This is a genomic window from Intrasporangium mesophilum (assembly GCF_054783095.1).
Map to the genome: position 1 here is coordinate 86,127 of NZ_BAAGRF010000029.1, position 20,857 is coordinate 106,983.

14 protein-coding genes and 1 riboswitch are annotated in these 20,857 nt (G+C 71.3%); of the genes, 4 read left to right on the plus strand and 10 right to left on the minus strand.

The window, feature by feature from the left end:
- Positions 1-39: 39 nt before the first annotated feature.
- The 4 genes from metX to ACYVLP_RS20350 form a co-directional block, all read right to left on the minus strand.
- A complete protein-coding gene (metX, locus tag ACYVLP_RS20335) occupies positions 40-1,314 on the minus strand; it encodes a homoserine O-acetyltransferase MetX (RefSeq protein WP_460629135.1) in 1,275 nt (424 codons plus the stop codon).
- A gap of 17 nt (positions 1,315-1,331) precedes the next feature.
- Positions 1,332-1,446, minus strand: a riboswitch (SAM riboswitch).
- Positions 1,447-1,597: 151 nt separating this feature from the next.
- Positions 1,598-3,208: a DUF4192 family protein gene (locus ACYVLP_RS20340; RefSeq protein WP_460629136.1), complete on the minus strand. Its 1,611-nt coding sequence runs from the start codon at positions 3,206-3,208 to the stop codon at positions 1,598-1,600.
- Between the two features lie 90 nt (positions 3,209-3,298).
- Entirely contained in the window at positions 3,299-4,039 is a 741-nt protein-coding gene (locus tag ACYVLP_RS20345) for a YkvA family protein (RefSeq protein WP_460629137.1), read from the minus strand.
- Between the two features lie 49 nt (positions 4,040-4,088).
- Complete coding sequence (locus ACYVLP_RS20350; RefSeq protein ID WP_460629576.1) at positions 4,089-4,838, minus strand: EcsC family protein; 750 nt, start codon at positions 4,836-4,838, stop codon at positions 4,089-4,091.
- Positions 4,839-5,033: 195 nt separating this feature from the next.
- Between ACYVLP_RS20350 and ACYVLP_RS20355 the strand changes: the two genes are divergently transcribed.
- Together ACYVLP_RS20355 and ACYVLP_RS20360 are read left to right on the plus strand one after the other, a co-directional pair.
- Positions 5,034-6,182, plus strand: coding sequence for a MalY/PatB family protein (locus ACYVLP_RS20355; RefSeq protein WP_460629138.1), 1,149 nt, complete (start codon positions 5,034-5,036; stop codon positions 6,180-6,182).
- Positions 6,175-7,968, plus strand: coding sequence for a DNA polymerase (locus ACYVLP_RS20360; RefSeq protein ID WP_460629139.1), 1,794 nt, complete (start codon positions 6,175-6,177; stop codon positions 7,966-7,968). The genes ACYVLP_RS20355 and ACYVLP_RS20360 overlap by 8 nt, the downstream gene beginning before the upstream one ends.
- 64 nt (positions 7,969-8,032) lie before the next feature.
- Here the strand turns inward: ACYVLP_RS20360 and ACYVLP_RS20365 are convergent, their stop codons facing one another.
- From ACYVLP_RS20365 to ACYVLP_RS20380, 4 genes are all read right to left on the minus strand, one after another.
- Positions 8,033-9,067, minus strand: a complete 1,035-nt coding sequence (locus tag ACYVLP_RS20365; protein ID WP_460629140.1) for a proteasome assembly chaperone family protein — start codon at positions 9,065-9,067, stop codon at positions 8,033-8,035.
- Positions 9,068-9,161: 94 nt separating this feature from the next.
- A complete protein-coding gene (hrpA, locus tag ACYVLP_RS20370; protein WP_460629141.1) occupies positions 9,162-13,151 on the minus strand; it encodes an ATP-dependent RNA helicase HrpA in 3,990 nt (1,329 codons plus the stop codon).
- Positions 13,152-13,225: 74 nt separating this feature from the next.
- Positions 13,226-14,443, minus strand: a complete 1,218-nt coding sequence (locus tag ACYVLP_RS20375; RefSeq protein WP_460629142.1) for a lipid II:glycine glycyltransferase FemX — start codon at positions 14,441-14,443, stop codon at positions 13,226-13,228.
- 23 nt (positions 14,444-14,466) lie between these two features.
- Positions 14,467-14,862, minus strand: coding sequence for a hypothetical protein (locus ACYVLP_RS20380; protein WP_460629143.1), 396 nt, complete (start codon positions 14,860-14,862; stop codon positions 14,467-14,469).
- A gap of 18 nt (positions 14,863-14,880) precedes the next feature.
- On the opposite strand from ACYVLP_RS20380, the gene ACYVLP_RS20385 reads away from it, so the two are divergent.
- Positions 14,881-15,408 (plus strand): hypothetical protein, encoded by a 528-nt coding sequence (locus ACYVLP_RS20385; RefSeq protein WP_460629144.1) that lies wholly within the window; start codon positions 14,881-14,883, stop codon positions 15,406-15,408.
- A 7-nt stretch (positions 15,409-15,415) separates the two neighbouring features.
- Here ACYVLP_RS20385 and ACYVLP_RS20390 read toward each other — a convergent pair whose 3' ends face one another.
- Positions 15,416-15,778: a hypothetical protein gene (locus tag ACYVLP_RS20390; RefSeq protein ID WP_460629145.1), complete on the minus strand. Its 363-nt coding sequence runs from the start codon at positions 15,776-15,778 to the stop codon at positions 15,416-15,418.
- Between the two features lie 228 nt (positions 15,779-16,006).
- Between ACYVLP_RS20390 and ACYVLP_RS20395 the strand changes: the two genes are divergently transcribed.
- Positions 16,007-17,452 (plus strand): ADP-ribosylglycohydrolase family protein, encoded by a 1,446-nt coding sequence (locus tag ACYVLP_RS20395; RefSeq protein ID WP_460629146.1) that lies wholly within the window; start codon positions 16,007-16,009, stop codon positions 17,450-17,452.
- Positions 17,453-17,461: 9 nt separating this feature from the next.
- On the opposite strand, the gene ACYVLP_RS20400 is transcribed toward ACYVLP_RS20395, so the two are convergent.
- The gene (locus ACYVLP_RS20400) at positions 17,462-20,800 is read right to left on the minus strand and encodes a TM0106 family RecB-like putative nuclease (protein WP_460629147.1); all 3,339 of its coding nucleotides are present in this window, start codon (positions 20,798-20,800) and stop codon (positions 17,462-17,464) included.
- Positions 20,801-20,857 lie beyond the last annotated feature (57 nt).

Below are 20,857 nucleotides of genomic sequence, written 5' to 3' on the forward strand. Positions count from 1 at the left end.
CCGCTCATCGACCGAACAGCGGGCTGCTCCGCCTGCTGGTCAGCCAGCCGACCGGGAAAGGGCCTCGGCGACGATCCGGCCGACCTGCTCCTCCTCGATGAGGAAGCCGTCGTGTCCGAAGTCGGACCGGATGTGCCTGCGGTAAGACCGGGGCAGGGCCATATGGAGCTCGTCCGAGAGCCGCGGCGGGTAGAGGCGGTCTGTGTCGACCGAGACCACGGTGCAGTCAGCCGTGACCCTCGCCAGCGCGGCCGCGACCCCACCGCGGTCGCGACCCACGTCGTGGGAGTTCATCGCCTCGGTGAGCACGAGGTAGGAGTTGGCGTCGAACCGTCGCGCAAGCTTGCCGGCGTGGTGGTCGAGGTAGGACTCGACCGCGAAGCGGCCCCGGTCGCCCGCGCGCAGCGGGTCCTCCCCGAGCTGTGCCTCACGGCCGAAGCGCGCGCTCAGCTCGGTCTCCGTGCGGTAGGTGATGTGTGCGATCCGGCGCGCGAGACCAAGCCCGGCCTCCGGACGCCGGGGCGAGTCGTAGTAGTCGCCTTCGGCGAAGTGCGGGTCGTTGCGGATCGCGAGGAGCTGCGGCTGGCACCACGCGATCTGGTCGGCCGTGGCGTATGCCGTCGAGGCCAGCACGATGCACCGCTCGACGATGTCGGGGTAGGTCACCGCCCACTCGATGGCGCGCATCCCGCCCATCGAGCCGCCGACCACGGCCGCGAGCCGGTGCACGCCGAGCGTGTTGAGCAGTGCGCGCTCGGCGGCGACCTGGTCGCGAACGGTGACGTACGGGAAGCGACTCCCCCACGATCGGCCGTCGGTGGAGGTGCTGGACGGACCGGTCGTGCCCTGGCAGCCGCCGAGGACGTTCGCCGCCACGACGAACCACTGAGCGGGGTCGACGGGCCTCCCGGGACCGATGAGGCTGTTCCACCAGCCCGGTGAGAGATGGCCATCACCCGCCTCGCCCACGACGTGACTGTCTCCGGTCAGGGCATGCTCGACAAGGATGACGTTGTCGGCCGCCTCGTTCAGCGTGCCCCAGGTCTCGTAGGCGATCCGGACCTCGGGGATCACTCCCCCGCGCTCGAGCTCGACGGGACCGATGTCGACGAACTGCCGGTTCCCGACCGGGTCGCCCTGGCGCCAGGCCCCGTCCAGCCTGGCGGCGCCATCCACGGTTGCCGATGCGGCCGCCGGCACCACAGCTGGGGCCGTCAACACAGGTGTCGCGGCCCCGGCCGTGTCAGGGCCCGCAGAAGCGACCTGACGCGCGGGACGCCGCGTTCGGACCGGCTGCCGGTCGGTGACTGTCATGGCGGATTGCTCCTAGGTGCTCGCGCTTGCACACACCCGGGACGGGCGTGGCCAGGTCCTCACCCGGGGCACCCCACCGCGAAGGAGGGTTGCCGACCAGCGAGCCGGGGCTTGTCACTGGTGCTCATGACCTTGGACCACCATACGCGAGCGTCCGCCTGCCGTTTACCTCACGGTCCACGACATGGACTCGAAGCCATGTCGTCGGCCAGGGCAGGCGACACGTGCGGAGCGCGCATCCTCGTGCGGCTCCGCGGGCCTCGGGCGAGGCCGCCGAGCCGAGTCACGACGACTCAACGGCGGTCTGGGCCCGCAAGCCACAGATCAGGGCCTCGCGGATGAGCAGGCTGAGGGCGTGGTCAGGCTCGGCCTCGAGGGCCCGATCCGCCGCGATCCCGGCGCGCGCTCCGTCGCCACCCCACCATGCATATGACGCGACCAGGGCAAGCAGCGGCGCCGCGTGTGGCGCCGGAGTCAGGCGACAGACCGCTTCGAGCCGCGCCTGGATCGCCTGAGAGGCGGCGGCCGCACCCCAGTCATCCCAGCCGAGGTCACTCCCCGTGCTGGGTGCCGCCGCGCGGGCCGGCCCCAGCTCCTGGCCGGCTGCCCCGGACCTCGCCCGGCGTTGTCGCCGGCCCCGCTTGCGCTTGCCGCGCCGTGGGCGTCGCACCCTACCGACCCCGGCGGACGGCTCATGGCCGTGGACGGAAGCGCGCGAGCGACCCGGCCCGGGCTGCACCCCCTCGAGCAGGGCAACGCCCGGGTCGATCGGGGACGTGGGCTGCGAGACGGCCTCGACGAGGAGAGCAAGAGACTGTGCCGGGTCTGTGGGCCACGAGTCGAGCAGCGCCGGGTCACACCTGAGCCACGCAAGGATCAGCCCGCGCACCCAGGGGTCGCGCAGTGGTCCGACGATCGTTGGGAGCCGGTCCTCGAGGGCGGCGCCCTCGAGGTCGCCTCGCAGCAGCCCTGCCCACGCCTCCAGCGTCTCCTTCACGAGTCGCTCGAGGGCAGCGAGACGCTCGGCATCGTCCGAGGGAGCTTCGCCCATGCCGTCGCCCCAGTCGTCGTCCCAGGCGTCGTCCCAGGCGTCCCAGCCGTCGCCCCACCCGTCCCAGCCGTCGTCCCAACTGTCAACGGACCCGTCGTCCCAAACGTCGTCCCAAACGTCGTCCCAAACGTCAACGGACTCGTCGTCCCGGCTGTTGTCCCAACCGTCAACAAGGCCCTCGTCCGAACCGTCGCCCAGGCCGACATCCCTGCCACCGTCAGGCTGCCCCGAGACCGCTCCGGACCCGTCTGGGAGACCGCGCCGGTCGCACCGTCCGCCCGCCTCGACGTACCGCTGCTGCCACTGCTCGATCCCGGACGAGATCGGCTCGTGCCGGGCATCGGACTGGTCCAGCGGCCCGAAGACCTGCCACAGGTCGTCGCGACCGCGGAGCGGGGCGTGCCCCAAGGCGACGAAGGAAGCGACCGCGGGCACATCGCTCGGATCAGGCACGGGATGCCCCTCCTCCGGGCAGCAGCCCCTGAGTAGGTCGAACCAGCGGCCATCCCGCACGACCACCCGCTCGCGGACGATGACGCGGTCCGCCTCGATGGCATCACTGAGCGCATCGATCAGTGGGCTGGCTTCACCGGCCTCGTCCTCGAAGCCGACAAGCGCCACAGCTGACGGCTTCTCGCTCAGGAGCACGGCCACCGCCTCGGTCACGGCCTGCTGCAGGCTGCCCTGTCGAGGGTCGTCGTGAGGTAAGTCCAGGCGAGCGACCAGCCCGATCCGCTTGCCGTGGAAGCAGCTGACCACGACGCTCCGTGACGGGTGGAACCCCAGCTGGAACGGGATGATGCTCAACAGGTCGGCAGCACCCGACAACGAGATCTTCGGCATTCCCCGAGCCTGGCGGCCCGGGCGGCACCGCGCCGCCCCTCGGACGACGCCTGTGGACGAAGCAGCGCCTGCGCGAGGGGATGTGGAAAGTCAGCGCTCGAGGCGCTTGCGCACCGACTCCATGACGTAGTCCGTGGCCGCTCCGCGCATGCCTTCGGGCAGGCGCGTGCGCGCCGAGCGACCGCCGCTGGCACCGGTGCCAGCTGTGGCACCGGCGCCAGCCGTGGCACCGGTCGTGCCCGTCGAACCACGCCCAGCCCCTGCATCCGTCCGTCCGGCGCCAGGAGGACCACCTCGGGCCCAGTCGGATCCGCGGGTGCCCGCACCTTCCGCGAGTCCGGGCGCCGCCGCCCCGGTGAAGTCTCGGTCTCGCCGCGGGACGGTCGGTCCTGTCGCGGCGCCGGGGACCGTGGCCGAGGATGCCTCGGACCCCGCCGGCGATGCGTAGCGCGACCAGGCCGCGAGCCCGCGTCGGGTCGAGGCCCTGGGGCGATGCAGGCCCTGGCCGATCTCCCAGGCGATGAAGCGGTCGGTCTCCTCGAAGAACACCTTGATCGCCCACGTGATCACCACGGCGTCGTCGGCCGCTCCGAGAACCGGCAGCAGCGCCTCGGGTATCAGGTCGACCGGCGACGCCACGTAGGCCACGGCCCCGGCGACGAGGCCGAGCTTGCCGAGGGTCACGCCGGCATACCTGCGTTCGACCGTCGCTCGCACGAGGCGGGGCACGGCCTGCGCGCGCTCGGTGAGCGACGGCGAGCCCGGGCGCGTCGACGCGCGCACGACGGAGGCGACGGTCGCTGCCAGCTTGATTCGCGAGGCGGTCTTCATGCCCGACCCAACGACCGACGGTGCGAGCGGATTCCCATGAGCCCAGACCTCATGCGTGCCCGAACGGGACGACGGGCGGGAACTCGTTGGCGGCCTGCCGCCCGATCCGGTTGAGGAGGTAGACGTCGATCGTCGCGCCGACGACCCCGCCGATGACAGGCAGGAGGCGGCCGAGACGGGCGAAGGTGCTCTGGCTGATCCGGCCGAGCAGCCGGAACCCGATGGCCTTGTTGAGGACCATCAGCGCGGGAGCGGGCAAGCGGTCGGTGGCGAGCGCCGAGAGCTTGCCGGTGCCGGCCTGCAGCCCCGCCCTCTTGAGCAGGTCGTTGCGGTCCGCGCCGACCAGCGTGAGCAGGATCGCCGAGCGGATCTCGGGCTGGTCGATGTCGTAGCCGCGGACCCTCGCGGTCGCCGCGGTCAAGCGCGTGGCCACGAGATAGAACTCGAGCACGTTGGCGGGCAAGGAGATCGGCATCGTGAAGAAGCCACCGAGCCCAGTGACGAAGCCGCCCACCGCGCCGATCTGGCGGTGGTCGTGCCGGATGATCTTGAGCGCCTGCTCCGTGTCGCCGCGCGCATGCTTGAGGGCCGTCGCTGCGACCTGGTGCGCCGAGTCGAACGGCCCCTTGCCGTCGATCCCGACGTCGGCCAGCCGCTCGACGAGACGGGTGGCAGCAGCGGTCAGACCTCCTTGGGACGAGCCCTTCGCACGAACCTGCGCGGTCTCCTCAGCCAGCTTGCGGGCCTCCTCGGCCGCGGCATCCGATGCCTTGACCGCCGCGTTGCTGTCCCCGAACATGCCCACCGGCTCCACCCCTTGCACGAAGTCGCGTCATCGGGCCGACGAACGGCCACCACGTCACCGTATGCCGGATGCCCGGCCCGTGGCAGCGGAAGCCATCGACGATGTCGGCCAATCCTCCCCGGCGCCCCGCTTCACGAGGCTGCCGCCCTCCCGCAGCACACCGTCGGACGGCTCTCGTAAGGTCGGGGCATGGGCGAAAGGATCCTCGGCGCCAGCCTCGATGGCCTCCGGCGCGACCGAACGTCGGTGAAGTGGCGGCGCTACGGCCCGGACGTGATCCCGCTGTGGATCGCCGAGATGGACTCCGCGCCCTGCCCTGCTGTGGTCGACGCGGTGTCCGCGGCAGTGCGCAGGGGTGACACGGGCTACGCCATGACCGACGCGTATGCCGCTGCGCTCGCCTCGTTCGCGGAGGCGGAGTGGAGCTGGACCTTCGACCCGACGACGACGACGCGCGTCGCCGACGTGCTCACCGGCATCACCCACCTGCTCGGCCTGTTCACCGATGTCGGCGGACCGGTCATCGTCAGCCCGCCGGTGTACAACGCCTTCTACGAGGTGGTCGAGGCAGCTGGCCGGCGAGTCGTGGAGGCGCCGCTCGACGCAGCCGGCCGACTCGACATCGACTGTCTCGCAAAGACCTTCGCCGACCTGACCGCGCGGTCCGAGCGTGCGGCATACCTGCTGTCCAACCCGCACAACCCGCTCGGCACTGTGCACTCCCCCGACGAGCTTCAGGCCCTGGCAGAGCTCGCCGACGAACACTCGGTGCAGGTCATCTCCGACGAGATCCACGGGGCGCTCGTCTTCTCGACGAGCACCTTCACGCCGTACCTCACCGTCCCGGGCGCGGAGCGCGGCGTCACGGTGACCTCCGCGTCGAAGGCATGGAACCTTGCCGGCCTCAAGGCTGGAGTGCTCGTGCCCGGCGAGCGCGCTGTCGACGACCTGCGCCGGCTGCACATGTTCGTCACGTTCGGGGCCAGCCATATAGGCGTCATCGCCCAGACGGCCGCCTACTCCGACGGCCGCGACTGGGTGCACCGGCTGGTCGCGGAGCTGGACGCCAACCGTCGGCTCCTCGGCGAGCTCGTTGAGACCGAGCTGCCCGGCGCCGAGCTGACGATGCCCGAGGCGACCTATCTCGCCTGGCTGGACCTCCGGCCGCTCGGACTGGGCGACCATCCGGGCACGGAGCTCGTGGAGCGTGCCGGGGTGGCCCTCTCCGACGGACCGATGTACGGCTCCGGCGGTGCCGGGCACGCCCGGCTCAACTACGCGACGTCACCTGAGATCCTTCGCGAGGCTGTGACGCGGATCGCGAGATCCCTTGAGTGACAAGGCGTCTGGCCCGCCGCTCGCCGCGCTGGTCGCTGGGCCCGACGAGGTCTGTGCCCTGGGCGCGGGTGTCGAGGAGACGGCCCCACGCGAGCGACTTGCCCAGCTCGTCACCGATCTCGACCGGCGGGTCTCGCCACGCTGGGTCGTCTGGGCGGCGGGATCGGCCCTGCGAGAGGTCGTGCGCGCAGGCGTCGATGTCTCCCGGTCGTGGGACCTCGCCGAGGCGCACCGGATCATCCACGGCGGCTGGTGGGCCACGCCCGGACACGTGGTTGCGGGGTGCCGAGGACTCCCGGAGGCGGACGTGCCGACACCCCGGGCCCATCGGCTGAGCGGCTTCGACGGCGACCTCTTCGACGTCGCGGAGCGCGACGACACCTCGTTGTACACCCCCGAGGGACACCTGAGACCTGACGCTGCAGCGTGGGCAACGGACGCCACCCGCCTCCGCGAGCTCGCACAGCTCGCATTGGAATGCCAAGCGGCACAGGCCAGTTCGCTGGCGTCGACCAGTGGGACCGATGCCGCCCGAGCGCAGCGCACAGTCTGGTCCGAGTCCGCGGCCGCGGTGCTGTGTCTCGAGCTGGAACGGGACGGCCTCCCTGTCGACCGCGCTGCGGCGGAGGACTTCATCGCGCTCTCCGCGGGCCCGCGCCCGGTCGACGACACCGACGCAGCCCGCATCCGGGCGGCACGTGACCGCGACGTGCTGCGCCACGCTCCCGGCCGCGAGCGGACTGACCTGCGCAACCCAAGCCAGGTGCGCGAGCTGCTTCAGTCCGTGGGTGTCGAGGTTCCCAACACCAGGGCCTTCGTGCTGGAGCCGTACCGCCAGACTCATCCTCTCGTCGACGCCCTGCTCCGCTGGCGCAAGGACGAGCGGATCGCCACGACCTACGGCTACCGGTGGCTGGACGAGTGCGTGGGCACCGACGACCGGCTGCGAGGAGAGTGGACCGCCTGCGACGGCGCCGCCGGCCGGATGACCGCGGGGAACGGCCTGCACAACCTGCCCGCACCGCTGCGGGCCGCCGTGCGCGCCGCCCCGGGTCACGTCTTCGTGCGGGCGGACCTCGGCCAGATCGAGCCGCGCGTGCTCGCGGTGGTCAGTGCCGACCGGGCGTTCGCAGAAGCCACCCGCAGCGACGACCTCTATGCGCCCGTTGCGGCCAAGCTCGGGGCAGACCGGCCCACCGCGAAGGTTGCGGTCCTTGCCGCGATGTACGGCCAGCGCTCGGGTCCTGCTGGCGAGGCCCTGAAGGACCTCGAGCGCGCGTACCCCGTCGCGATGGGACTGCTCGACCGCGCGTACGCAGACGGCGTGGCGCGCCGCCCGGTCCGCACCTACGGCGGCCGGCTCATCCGCTTCGGATCCGCACCGCCCCAGCCGAGCGGCCCGGAGGCTCTGACCAGCCCGATGGCGCAGGACAGCTCACCCGGAACGCCGCGGGACGGCATACCCGAGGCCATGTCGGAGTGGTCGGGCGCCGAGGGGGCACGGGGCCGCTATGCACGCAACGCGATCATCCAGGGATCCGCGGCCGAGCTGTTCAAGGCCTGGGCGGCCACCGTCCGCCACGCCGTCCGGCCGCTCGGCGGGCAGATCGTGCTGTGTCTGCACGACGAGCTGCTGGTGCACGTGCCCGAGAATCAGGCGGGCGCGGCGGTGGCCGCGGTGGAGCGGTCACTCACGAGTGCGTCCCGCACCTGGGCCGGCACGGACCAGGTGCGGTTCGTCGCCGACACGTCGGTCGTGCGACGGTGGAGCGACGCCAAGGCCTGAGGTCCGAGCCACCCTCGGCGCGGCGATCTGAGGCGACGCTTCGCGTCCTCCTCACGAGGCCCGGTCAGGCCTGGGGACCGCTCGCGGGGTCGCCGCCGGACGCGTGGCCGTCGGAGTCGGTGCCGTCCGTACCGTCAGGGCCGTCCGACCCGTCCCCGAAGGATCGGTCCGAGCCACCACGGTCGTCCTCCGTCACGTCCTTGAGGAAGGCCTCGAACTCCGCCCCGATCTCGTCGGCCGTCGGCAGGTCCGTGAGGTCCGTGGCGAGCAGGCTGGGCTGCCGGCGGCCCTCGAGGAAGGTGTCGTACTGCTGCTCGAGCGCCCTGACCACGGCCGTGATCTCGTCGGACTCCTCCATCTGGCGGGTGATCTCGGCCCGGTTGAGCCCGGCAGTCGCGGCAAGCTCACGCAGGTCGAGGTCGAGCCCCGTCGCTGCACGCACGCGCTCCAGCCCGAGCAGGGCAGCGTCGGCGTACTCGCTCTGGCCGAGGTAGTGCGGCACATGCACGGCGAAGCCGATCGCGTCATGCCCCGACTCGCCGAGCCGGAGCTCGAGCAGGGACGAGAAGCTTGCCGGCACCTGCACCTGCCCGAAGGCCGGCTCGTTGACCGTGAGCAGCCGCGGGTTGGTGCCGTGAGCCGTGACCCCGAGCGGGCGCGTGTGTGGCACAGCCATGGGGATGCCGTGGACGCTGACAGTGAGGCTGACGCCGAACCCCTTGATGAGCGCGGTGACCGCCTCGACCATCCGGGCCCACTGGTAGTCCGGCTCGGGACCGACAAGCAGCAGGAAGGGCACGCCTTCGCGATCGACGACTCGGTGCAGCAGCAGGCTGGGGTCGTCGTAGCTGGCCCAGTGGTCGCGGTCGAACACCATGATCGGGCGCCGCCCGCGGTAGTCGAGGAGCTGGTCGACGTCGAACGACGCGATGACCCGCGACTCGTGCGCCTCCAGCATCTGCTCGGCCATCAGCCGCTGCGTGTGGCCGGCGTCGATGAATCCGCCGAGGGCAACCACGAGCACCGAGGCCTGCATCTCCTGCAGCATGCTCGGTGACGTGTCGCTCTCGAACTGGAAGAGCTCAGTCGGGTCCTGCACGGTTTGGCCTTTCGTCTCTCGCGGTTGAGTTGGTCAACGCCCGGCAGCACCCCATGATTCCCTGCCGGCCCGCCGAGGACCCCTTGCCGCGCGGTCAGCGCAGGATCCGCGCGATCGCCTTGAGGATGCGCTGCGGGGAGACGGAGTATGCCGTCCCGATCGACTGCGCGAACAGCGAGACCCGCAGCTCCTCGATCATCCAGCCGATCTCGACGACCTCTGCGGACCCACGTTGTGCCGGGCGGAGCGACTCGAGCAGGTCTGCGTAGCGTCCCTCGACGAGATCCACCTGCTCGAGGGCCTGGGTGTCTCGCGCGAGGTTCTCCGGCGCCCTGTCGAGACGGTGCATGATCGCGCGGAGGTAGCGGTCGAGGTCGGGCAGCCTCGTGAACCCGGTGTCGGCGACGAACCCGGGCCGCACCAGCTCACGCAGCTGGGCCCGCACATCGGCCAGCATCGGCCGGATCGCCTGGCTCGCCGACCGGTCGAGCTCGGCGAGCCGGTTGGTCAGGGTGAGGTGCTTGGCGAGGATCGGCTCGACGAGGCCGACGACCTGCACGACCTTGGCGGTGGTATGGGTGCGAACGGCCGTCAGGGTCCACTCGAAGTCCTCGCGCGCCCGGATCGTGTGGTCGACCCGCCCGGCGACGGCATCCTCGCTGATGGCGTCGACCGCGGCTGCGAGGCAGTCGTCCAGGAGTGCCGGCACGCTGCCGTGCGGGTTGTGGCCGAGTGCGAGCTTCTGGGTGTTCGTGAGCCGAGCGAGGATCTGGCGCCACGGTGGGGTGATACCGAGCAGCAGCAGTCGGCGAACGGCCAGCCGATGCTCGGCCTCGGCCTCCGGGCGGGTCGGGAGCACCCGCAGGTCGACGGCCGAGCCCGTGTCGACGAGCGCGGGGAAGCCGTGCACGCCCGACGCGCTCTCGAAGGTCTCGGCCACACCTTCGTCCGGGAACGACGTGAGTCCCGTGCGCTCGATGTCCGAGCCGGCCCGCCGCACCTGCCGGCGCAGCTGCGGGGTCGCCCGGTCACGGACGTCCTCGAGGTCCTTGCCGGCCGCCACCGGCCGGCCGTCCGGCCCGTCGACGCTGAAGGTCACGGTGAGGTGACTCGGCACCCGAGCCCAGTCGAAGTCGTCTGCGGCCACAGCGACCCCCGCCCGTCGGCGCAGCGCGGTCGCCAGTGCGGGCAGCAGCGGCCCTGACCCCGGGTCGAGGTCCGGCAGGACCGCCCGCGCATGGTCCGGCGCCGGCACGATGTTGCGCCGGATCCCCTTCGGCAGGGACCGGATCAACGCGGTCACGAGCTCCTCACGAAAGCCGGGCACCTGCCAGTCGAAGCCGTCGGAGGTGACCTGGTTGAGCCGGTCCACCGGGATGTGCACCGTGACACCGTCGAGCTCGGCACCCGGCTCGAACTGGTACGTCACGGGCAGCACGTTCTCGCCCTGGGTCCAGGTCGTCGGGTGGTCCGCGTCGGCGATGCTGCCTGCGGTGTCCCGTAGGAGCAGGTGCTCGGTGAATGTGAGCAGGTCAGGCTGCTCCCGCCGTGCCTTCTTCCACCAGGTGTCGAAGTGACGCCCCGAGACGACCTCGGCCGGGACCCGCTTGTCGTAGAACGCGACCAGCGCGCTGTCGTCGACGACGATGTCGCGTCGCCTGGTCCGCGCCTCGAGCTCGCCGAGCCGCTCGACCAGCGCGGCGTTGTCGCGCAGGAATCGGTGCTCGGTGTTCCAGTCGCCCTCCACGAGCGCGTTCCGGATGAACAGGTCCCGGGCCAGCTCAGCGTCGACCCGACCCAGACCCACGACGCGTCCGACCACGAGCGGGACGCCATAGAGCGTCACCCGTTCGGTTGCCACGGCCGAGCCCCGTCGTGCCGACCAGCGGGGTTCGCTGTACTGCCGCTTGACCAGGTGCGCGCCGAGCTGCTCGGCCCACTCCGGCTCGATGCGGGCGTTGACCCGGGCCCACAGGCGCGTGGTCTCCACGAGCTCCTCGGCCATGACGAACTGTGGCTGCTTGCGGAACAGCGCCGACCCGGGACTGATGCCGAAACGGGCACCTCGCGCGCCGGCATACTCACGCTTCTGCTCGTCACGGACGCCCACGTGCGACAGCAGTCCGGACAGCAGCGACTGGTGGATGGCGTCGGTGTCGGGCTCGCCGTGCACGCTCCCCCGGGTCACGTCGAGGCCCGCCTGCTTCGCGGCCTGCTTGACCTGCGTATGGAGGTCCTGCCATTCCCGCACCCGGAGGTAGTGGAGGAACTCGGCCTTGCACATCCGGCGGAATGCGCTGGAGCTCAGGGCCTTCTGTTGCTCGCGGAGGTACGACCACAGGTTGAGCCACGATACGAAGTCGCTCGTCTCGTCAGCGAACCGCTTGTGGGCGGCGTTGGCCAGCTCCTGCTTCTCCAGGGGGCGCTCGCGTGGGTCCTGGATCGACAGTGCCGCGACGATGACGAGCACCTCGCGCAGCACGCCCCGCTTGTCGGCCTCGAGGACCATGCGGGCGTGTCGCGGGTCGATAGGCAGCGACGCGATCGTGCGGCCGTATGCCGTCAGGCGGCGTCCCGGACGTCGCCGACCCCGCCCGCCGGGCCCGCTTGCGTCTCCGGAGTCCTCCTCGGAGTCGGGCGCGAAGGCCTGGAGCTCCTCGAGGAGGCGGACCCCGTCGGTGATCTGGCGTGAGTCCGGCGCGTCGACGAAGGGGAAGCGCGCGATGTCGCCGAGCCCGAGAGAGGTCATCTGGAGGATGACCGAGGCGAGGTTCGTCCGCAGGACCTCGGGGTCGGTGAACTCTGGCCGGCTGTCGTAGTCGAGCTCGCTGTACAGCCTGATCGCGACACCCTCGGACACGCGGCCGCAGCGGCCCGAACGCTGGTTCGCGCTCGCCTGGCTGACCGGCTCGATGGGCAGCCGCTGCACCTTGGTGCGCTGGCTGTAGCGCGAGATCCGTGCCGTGCCGGTGTCGATCACGTACCGGATCCCGGGGACGGTCAGCGAGGTCTCGGCCACGTTCGTGGCCAAGATGATCCGGCGTCCCGTGTGCGCCTGGAAGACCCGGTGCTGCTCCGCCGCGGACAGGCGCGCGAAGAGCGGCACGACCTCGGTGACCGGCAGCTTCATCCCGTTCAGCGCGTCGGCCGCGTCGCGGATCTCGCGCTCACCCGAGAGGAACACGAGGATGTCGGACGACGAGCCCGTGTGTCGCTCGGTCCACAGCTCCTCGACGGCTTCGCAGATGCCGGTGATCATGTCCTTCTCGTCGTCCTGCGGACGATCCGGGTCGACCAGGGGGCGGTAGCGGATCTCGACCGGGTAGGTGCGACCCGATACCTCGACGATCGGAGCCGGCTCCCCCGTCCTGGGGTCGGCGAAGTGGGCCGCGAACTTCTCGGGGTCGATCGTGGCCGAGGTGATGACGACCTTGAGGTCGGGTCGGCGAGGGAGCAGCTGCTTGAGATAGCCGAGGATGAAGTCGATGTTGAGGCTCCGCTCGTGGGCCTCGTCGATGATGATCGTGTCGTAGCGGCGCAGGTCGCGGTCGCGCTGCAGCTCCGCCAGGAGGATGCCGTCGGTCATCACCTTGACGAGCGTGTCGCGGCTCGACTGGTCCGTGAAGCGCACCTGGTACCCGACCGCGCTGCCCAGCTCGACCCCGAGCTCCTCCGCGAGCCGCTCGGCAACGGCTCGCGCGGCGATCCGCCGCGGCTGAGTGTGCCCGATCGTGCCGTCGAGCCCCCGGCCGAGCTCGAGGCAGATCTTGGGGATCTGGGTCGTCTTGCCCGACCCGGTCTCGCCTGCGATGACGACGACCTGGTGGTCCCGGATCGCGGCAGCGATGTCGTCGCGGCGGTCGACGACCGGCAGATGCTCGGGGTAGGTGATCTCGGGAACCGTGGCGGCCCGAGCGGAACGGCGTGCTTCACGCTGCTCGGGGGTGAGCGGCATACGTCCCGACCGGCCCGCCTGGGTGGCCTGCCTCTGGCCCTGCGCGCCGTTCCCGCCCGGCCGGCGGCGGCCACCGCGCCTGCGAGGCTGCCGCGACGTCGGGGTCGCGGTGGGAGGCTCGTCGGGCATGCCCGTCAGGATAGGCGTGCCCTCCATCGCCGACCGAACCGATATTCGACGTCGGGCGGTCTGGCGCCCGGCGCTCAGATGTCGGCTGCGTCGGCGGTCGCCCGGGCAGCCTTGCGCCGCTTGTTGATCGCGATCCGCAACGCCATGGCCCGCGCGAACGCGAAGTGCCAGAAGCGGCTGATGACCAGCTCGCGCTCGCCGACCATCTCGACGACGTCGGCACCCGCACCGAGCTTGAACAGCAACAGACCGGTGAGCGGGCTCGTCGCGCCGAGGGACGTGTTGAAGCCCCTGAGGTCATACGCATCACAGCCAGCGTCCGCAGCATCCTGAATCGCCTGCCACTGCAGCGCGTTGGAGGCGCGGGCGTCGCGGTTGCGCTCGGTCGAGCCCCCGTAGAGGTAGGAGAAGGTTCTGCCGAACCGGATCATCAGTGCCGAGGCGAGCACGTCGCCGTCGATGTGCGCCTCGTAGAACCTGGCCCAGACCTGGCCGTCCTGCGCCGAGAAGGACCGTGCCATGAGGTCGAAGTAGGCCTTGGGCCGCGGGAGGAAGTTGTCACGTTCCGCGGACTCGACGTAGAGCGCGTGGAAGGTGTCCAGACCCTCCGGGCCCACGGCGCGCACCTGCACCCCGGCCTTCGCAGCCTTCTTGACGTTGCGTCGCCACTGCTGGTTCATCGAGGACAGCAGCTCGTCCTTGGTGCGGCCCCGGAGATCGACGATGCACAGCAGGCGTGGCTGCCCGACCGCGACGCCGTCGGCACCGAGCGGCAGCCATTGGTTCGCGTCCAGATGCGCCTCCAGGCGTCGGGCGACGGGGTTGTCGACCGCTGGCGGCAGCGTGGTGAAGCTGAGCAGTCCACCCTCCGCGACCTGCTTCTTGACCGGCTCGCGGTCCCACACCCGCGACGCCACCGGGAAGCCGAGGCGCAGCGCGAAGGCGCCGGAAGAGCGAGCCCACGTCACGAGCGGGTCGAGCCAGGCGGACGGGGCGTCGGCGACGCCGGCCCACGGCAGCCCCGGGCCCTCGGGGAGGTAGGCGTAGGTGCGCCGCAGGCGAGGAATGGTCCGCGACAGCACCGTGCCGGCGCCGACCCGCGCACCCGAGGCGTCGAACCACCCGAGGTGGGTCGCCCGCCAGCCCTGCTTCGCCCGCGCCCAGGCCGGGGTCTGTAGGAAGCTCCCGCCGACCTCGAGCAGGGTCTCGACGGCCTCGTCGCCGGTGATCGGCCGGACCGTCAGCGGGCCCGCGATCGTCGGCGCAGCGGTGGCAGGGGTCGGCTCAGTCATGGCCGAAACCTTATCGGCGCTGCTCACCCGGCCGAGCGCGCCGGGTCTGGCGGGGTGGCCGCGTCCGCACGCGCGGTGGTGTGGTGGATCCACCAGAGGCCGACGATGGGCAGCAGCAGCGGGACGTAGCCGTAGCCCGAGCCGAAGTGCGACCACACCGTCTTGTCGGGGAACGCCGACGGGACTGCATACGAGATGACCCCGACGACGAGGACGCCGACGAGCTCGACGGTCAGGGCGATCCGCGCCAGCCGTACCGAGGCACGGTCGCCGCGAGCGAGGCCGATCGTGGCCACGATGTAGATGACGGCGGCCACCGCCGAGAGGATGTAGGACACCGGAGCGCGGTGGTAGTACTCGGTGATCTGCAGGATCGAGCGGCCTGTCGCGGCCAGGGCCAGCAGGCCGTAGACGGCCACCAGGAGCCGGCCGAAGCCGTGACCGGTGTGCGGCTGCTCCGGCTGCTCCGGCTGCTCCGGCTGCTCCGGCTGCTCCGGCTGCTCCGGCTGCTCCGGCTGCTCCGGCTGCTCCGGCTGCTCCGGCTGCTCCGGCTGCTCCGGCTGCTCCGGCTGCTCCGGCTGCTCCGGCTGCTCCGGCTGCTCCGGCTGCTCCGGCTGCTCCGGCTGCTCCGGCTGCTCCGGCTGCTCCGGCTGCTCCGGCTGCTCCGGCTGCTCCGGCTGCTCCGGCTGCTCCGGCTGCTCCGGCTGCTCCGGCTGCTCCGGCTGCTCCGGCTGCTCCGGCTGCTCCGGCTGCTCCGGCTGCTCCGGCTGCTCCGGCTGCTCCGGCTGCTCCGGCTGCTCCGGCTGCTCCGGCTGCTCCGGCTGCTCCGGCTGCTCCGGCTGCTCCGGCTGCTCCGGCTGCTCCGGCTGCTCCGGCTGCTCCGGCTGCTCCGGCTGCTCCGGCTGCTCCGGCTGCTCCGGCTGCTCCGGCTGCTGGGCGGGCTCACGGCGCCGCTCGGGACGTGACGCGGCGTCAGACATTGGTGCTCCAGACCTGCTGAAGGCGGGCAACCAGGATCGCCACGACGACCGCGCCGCCGAGGACGACTGCCATGGCCCACTGCGTCTTCTCCTTGATCGCGATGAACAGCGCCGCCGGGACGACGACGAGCACGGTGAAGAGGTACGCGATGAAGGTCGCTCGCTCCGCCCCGTCCGCGATGGCCGACGACCTGGAGAGTCCGACGACGAGCTGGACGACCAGGGCCACCTCGAGCGCGCCACCGGTCAGGATCAGCGGGTCGTCGACAAGCCGCTTGCGCAGCAGGTGGTGTGCGGCGATGAGCCCGAAGACGGCGCAGCCCACGAGCAGCACGATGGTGAGCGGTTGAAGCACGCGCGGAAGCCTACTTGGTCGGCGTGGGAGCGGCTGACGCACGGCGTGGTGGGCGGCCGTGCACAGGCGTGACGGCAACTCGCTGTAGTTTGCTGCTCACGCCTGGTGTCCTTTCGGGTGCCGTCGGGCATGCGCGACTGCTGCCCGGCGCCCATGACGTCTGCCAGGTCCCAAACCCGACAGCTGCCCGTCCGGCAGCCCAGGTATGCCGCCCAGCGAGGAGCACCGTTGTCCATCCGCCCGATCGCCGTCGACCGAGCCGCCGGGGTCCTGCTCGGCCTGGCCTGTGGCGACGCACTCGGGGTGCCCTACGAGATGTCCGCGCCACCAGTCGGCGAAGCGGTCATGAAGGGGGGAGGCCTCGGGCCCTACCAGCCGGGCGAGTGGAGCGACGACACCCAGATGACGCTGTGCGTGGCCCTGGTGGCGGCCCAGGGAGTGGACCTCGCGTCGCCGTCCGCACTCGACGCGGTCGCCGACGCCTTCACCGCCTGGCTCGACCGAGGGGCCACGGACGTCGGCATCCAGACGCGAACGGTGCTCACCGAGGCGAGGCAGCTGCCTGGCTCGTCCCATGAGCGCCTGACGGCGGCCAGCAAGGCGCTGCACGCGCGCACCGGCCTCACCGCCGGCAACGGCGCCCTGATGCGGACCTCGATCGTCGGGATCTCGACCCTCGACGACCGCGAGGGCACCGCTCGAGCCGCGCGTGCGGTGGCCGAGCTCACGCACGCCGACCCGCTGGCCGGCGACTCTGCTGTGCTGTGGTCCGAGGCGATCCGGGTTGCGGTCACCGAGGGCCGTCTCGACCTCACTGCCGGTCTCGACCTCGTGAGCCAGTGCCACACGGGCCGCTGGGGCGACTGGATCGAGGCGGCCACGGGAGCCGACCCGGGCGGGTTCGGCGACAACGGATACACCGTGACGGCGTTGCAGGACGCCTGGGCTGCGATCACCTCGACCGACCGGGGTGACGGCTCGGCGATGCACCTGCAGCGCGGGCTCCAGGCGGCGGTGCGAGCCGGACACGACACGGACACCGTTGCAGCGATTGCCGGCTCGCTCCTCGGCGCTCGCTACGGCGCCTCCGCGGTGCCGACCCAGTGGCGCCGCATGGTGCACGGCTGGCCGGGCCTACGGGCCCACGACCTCGTCGAGATCGCCGTGTCGGCGTCCTTGCGGGGGCGCCGCGTTGGCGAATGGCCCAGCGTCGAGACGATGGCCGACCCGTCGATCCCGGCGACCGGCGTCCCCCACCCGATCGACCCCGACATCATCCTGGGCACCATCACCGACCTCGCACGTGTGAGTGAGCTCGACGTGCAGGCCGTGGTCTCGCTCTGTCCGCTCGGGCTTCGGGACATCCCGGCCGAAGGCATGTCGGCACGTGACCACATCGAGTTCTGGATCAACGAGGACGACGAGGAGGAGTCGAACCCGCATCTCGACTTCATCCTCGACGACGCCTCGTCGGCGCTGCGACAGTTCCGGGCCGAGGGCAAGCGGGTGCTCGTCCACTGCCACTTCGGCGGTCAGCGCACCCCTGCCGTCGCGCTCCGGTATGCCGTCGACCTGGGGATCGCTCCCGAGCTGGCCGAGCGGTCGATCCGCGCCGCGATGCCCGGCATCCGCGGCGAAGGACGCCTCTGGCACGTGGCCGCGCACGGCGCCTGAACAGCGGGGCTAGACGAGCTTGGCCTCGTCGACGAATCGGCACAGGGCGTTGACTGCGCGCAGCTCCTCAGGCGTGTGGACCGCGGCGTCCATGAGCAGCGGGCTCCCGACGACGACGGCCATCGCCTTGGCCCGTGAGATCGCGACGTTGAGCCGGTGCAGGTCATAGAGGAAGGACACGCCGCGCGGCGCGGCCGAGGCGGTCGTGCTCGCCATCGAGTAGATGACGACGGCGCCCTGCTGGCCCTGGAACTTGTCGACGGTGCCGATGCGGCTGCCCTCGGGCAAGGCCCTGGCCAAGGTCGCGACCTGGGCGTTGTACGGGGCGACGACGAGGATGTCGTCGAGGCCGACAGGTGCGGTCACGCCCGCGGCAGAGGTCCAGGTGCCCTGGATCAGGTCGGCCACCAGGTCGCGGACGACCACCGCCTCGTCGTCGCTCGACTGGTCGGAAACCATGGCGTGCTCGACGGGCGCCCAGCGCAGGCCGCTGCCCGACAGAGCTCCCGGCGCCTCGACACCGAGCCGCCCGCGGTCCGGGGCGGACTCGAGCAGACCTTCATAGGCGAGCTCTGAGACGAACGCCGTGAGGCTGGGGTGCATCCGGTACGTGCGGTCGAGGAAGATGCCTCGGTCGGCCGGGATCACGTCGTGGACGTCGTCGCCCTCGATGCGGAGGTGATCGAGGGCGGAGACCCCGGAGCCATAGGGGTGCACGGCCTTCGTCGGCTGGGTCAGCTGCTGCGGATCTCCAAGCAGGACAAGGGACCTCGCCGCCGATGACACCGCCACCGCGTTGGCGAGCGAGAACTGCCCCGCCTCGTCGATCACCAGCACGTCGACCGAGTCCTGCAGGTCCTCGCGCGACCACAGCCAGGCGGTGCCACCCACGAGGGTCGCCTCACCGGACCGGAGAGCCTCGACGATCGCGCCATTGTCTTTCGTGTGCCGGATCAGGGTGTTCGGGTCGTCGGGCTCCTCACCCTCCTCGGCGTTCGTGCCGTCCTTGTGCCACGCGGGTCGGGCGACCTCGTCGAGCAGGTTGAGCACGACCGCGTGGGACTGGGCCGTGACGCCGACACGCAGACCGGCGTCGAGCAGCTCGCGAACCAGCGCCGACCCCGCGAAGGTCTTTCCGGTGCCCGGTGGCCCTTGGACCGCCAGCACCTCGCCGTCGAGCGACAGCCCGACCCGGACCACCGCGTCCTTCGGTGTCTCTCCCGGCCGGACGGCCAACACCTCGGCGGGAGGCACGACGCGCTCGAGGAGCCTCGCCGGGAGGTTGCTCCCGCCCGTCAGGACGGTCTCGCCGGTCCGCGCGATGGACTGGCGCAGGACGGCATCCATGATCGGGCTCGGGCCGCCGACCCCTCGCGGGCGGGGCGGGTCGAGAGTCCGCTTCATCGACAGGTCGATCCAGCCCGCCACGGGGTCGATGCCCACCACCTTGCCGACAGGCACGTGGGTGTCGACGTCGGGGACATACTTGCCGATCGAGACCGAACAGTCCTGCGGCGGGAACGGGTAGCGCCAGATCCGTGAGAGCTTGACCTGACCGACCTCGACGGGCTCTCCGAGGTCGCCGATCGCGGTCCCGTCCTCGACGAGCTCAGCCGTGTCGAGCTCCTTGTAGTGGAAGAAGTCCCACCACTCCGGCCGCTTCTCCCGGCGGTGCCAGCCGACGCAGCCGGCGAGCAGCTCGTGACCGGCCTCGACGAGGCGTTCAGCCAGGAGAATCTCGGCGCGCTCCTCCTCGCTGATCTCTCGCAGGGGCTCCGGAACGGGCCGCGTCAGTGAGTGCCCCCGGGCCTGCAGGTCGGACCGCCGGTCCTCGAGCCAGTCGTGCAGGGCGAGCGTCGAGCGGACATCCTCCTCGTTGTACCGCCGGATGTCGTCGAGGATCGCCTGGTCGGGTGCCCCGTCTTCGCGGCCCGCGAGCCAGCGTTCGTACTCGACGACGGACGACAGGCCGTCCGCGACTCCTGAGCCGTCGGCGGAGCGGGTGTGACCCCAGTAGAACTCCTCGAGCTTCTTGATGGAGTAGGAGCCCTTGCTGATGCGGACGCCCTGTCGCACCACGGCGTACAGGTCGACGAAGACCTCGTGCCGTAGCAGCTGGTCCAACTCGGCCTCACGCGTCGCGTGCTGACCGACGAGACGCTTGAGCGCCGTCGTCTCGTAGGGCGCGTAGTGGTAGACGTGCATCGACGGGTGCTGCTGCCAGCGCGCAGTCAGCCAGTCCACGAGGTCGGTCGTGAGCCGGCCCTCCTCGGCGAAGTCGTGCGCCCAGAAGTCGACGAACTCCCCCTGCCGGGTCCAGATGCCCGCGAGGTACTCCCGGCCGGCGCCGCCCTGGGCCCACGGGTCTCCCTCGAAGTCGAGGTAGACATCACCCTCGTCGGGCGCCGGCAGCATCTGCAGGCCGCGCTCCGGCTCGGGATCGAGGAGCTCGAACTGAGCCACGCCCGAGTCTCGCTCGGCCACCTGCAGCCGTGCCTGCTGGAGCAGCCGCCGTCGAGTGGCTACCGACAGCCCCCCGGCGAGCTGCACCTCCGAAGACTCAGCGAGCGCGCGAACCGTCGGGATGCCGAGCTCGATGAGGCGCGCCCGATGGTCGGCGCGCATGCCAGCCACCTGGATGAGGTCGTCCCGGTCGAGCCACTCGCTCGCACAGCGCTCCTTCCACCGGCACTGGCCACAGTGCTGGACGCGCACGGCCTCCGTGGGGGCCGGGTGGTCGATGGCGTCGAGCAGCTCGGCCCGCCGCCGGCGCGCATAGGGCGCCACATCGACGAGCCGCCACGGGTGGGCCTGCTGGTCGCCGGTCACGACCGTCAGCCACTGCGGAGGCACACCCTGGAGCGTCTCCAGCCGGGCGGCATACGTCGCCATCTGCAGCAGGGCGGGCACCTTGAGCCGACGGGCGAGCTTGGTGTCGGCGATGTCGTAGCGCCACGGGCCGAGCAGGCTCCGCTCGCCGTCCGGAAGGTCGACGCGCAGCAGGAAGTCGGCCAGGCCCACCCAGTGACCGTCGAAGAACGTGGCCTGGTAGACCACGTCGACGCCGCGGTGCATCGCTTCGAGCGTGGCCTCCTCAGCGGCCGGGCCTTTGAGGCCGAGCTGCGCGATGTCCTCGACGTCGAGGCCGTCGGCTCGCAGCTGCGCGAGATACGCGCGCTCGTGCTCGAGCCCCTTGGCGAAGACGAGGTTGAGCGAGTCGTCGACGGCGACCTCAGGGCCGGTGCCGTGGTCGAGCGCGTCAAGGTCCAGCGTGGTGATGTGCGCGCACGCGACGTGCTTGGTCAGGTCCGTGGGGCTGAGGACGAGGTGGCCGTCGATGCGCTGCATGTGGCGAGTATGCCGTCCGGCTCCGACATCGCCCGGGAGGCTGCGCCCCCTGGTCTC

Excerpts from the sequence above, each read along its gene's own strand:
- metX (WP_460629135.1), bottom strand. The coding sequence starts at position 1,314 with ATGACAGTCACCGACCGGCAGCCGGTCCGAACGCGGCGTCCCGCGCGT.
- ACYVLP_RS20340 (WP_460629136.1), bottom strand. The coding sequence starts at position 3,208 with ATGCCGAAGATCTCGTTGTCGGGTGCTGCCGACCTGTTGAGCATCATC.
- ACYVLP_RS20345 (WP_460629137.1), bottom strand. The coding sequence starts at position 4,039 with ATGAAGACCGCCTCGCGAATCAAGCTGGCAGCGACCGTCGCCTCCGTC.
- ACYVLP_RS20350 (WP_460629576.1), bottom strand. The coding sequence starts at position 4,838 with ATGTTCGGGGACAGCAACGCGGCGGTCAAGGCATCGGATGCCGCGGCC.
- ACYVLP_RS20355 (WP_460629138.1), top strand. The coding sequence starts at position 5,034 with ATGGGCGAAAGGATCCTCGGCGCCAGCCTCGATGGCCTCCGGCGCGAC.
- hrpA (WP_460629141.1), bottom strand. The coding sequence starts at position 13,151 with ATGCCCGACGAGCCTCCCACCGCGACCCCGACGTCGCGGCAGCCTCGC.
- ACYVLP_RS20375 (WP_460629142.1), bottom strand. The coding sequence starts at position 14,443 with ATGACTGAGCCGACCCCTGCCACCGCTGCGCCGACGATCGCGGGCCCG.
- ACYVLP_RS20400 (WP_460629147.1), bottom strand. The coding sequence starts at position 20,800 with ATGCAGCGCATCGACGGCCACCTCGTCCTCAGCCCCACGGACCTGACC.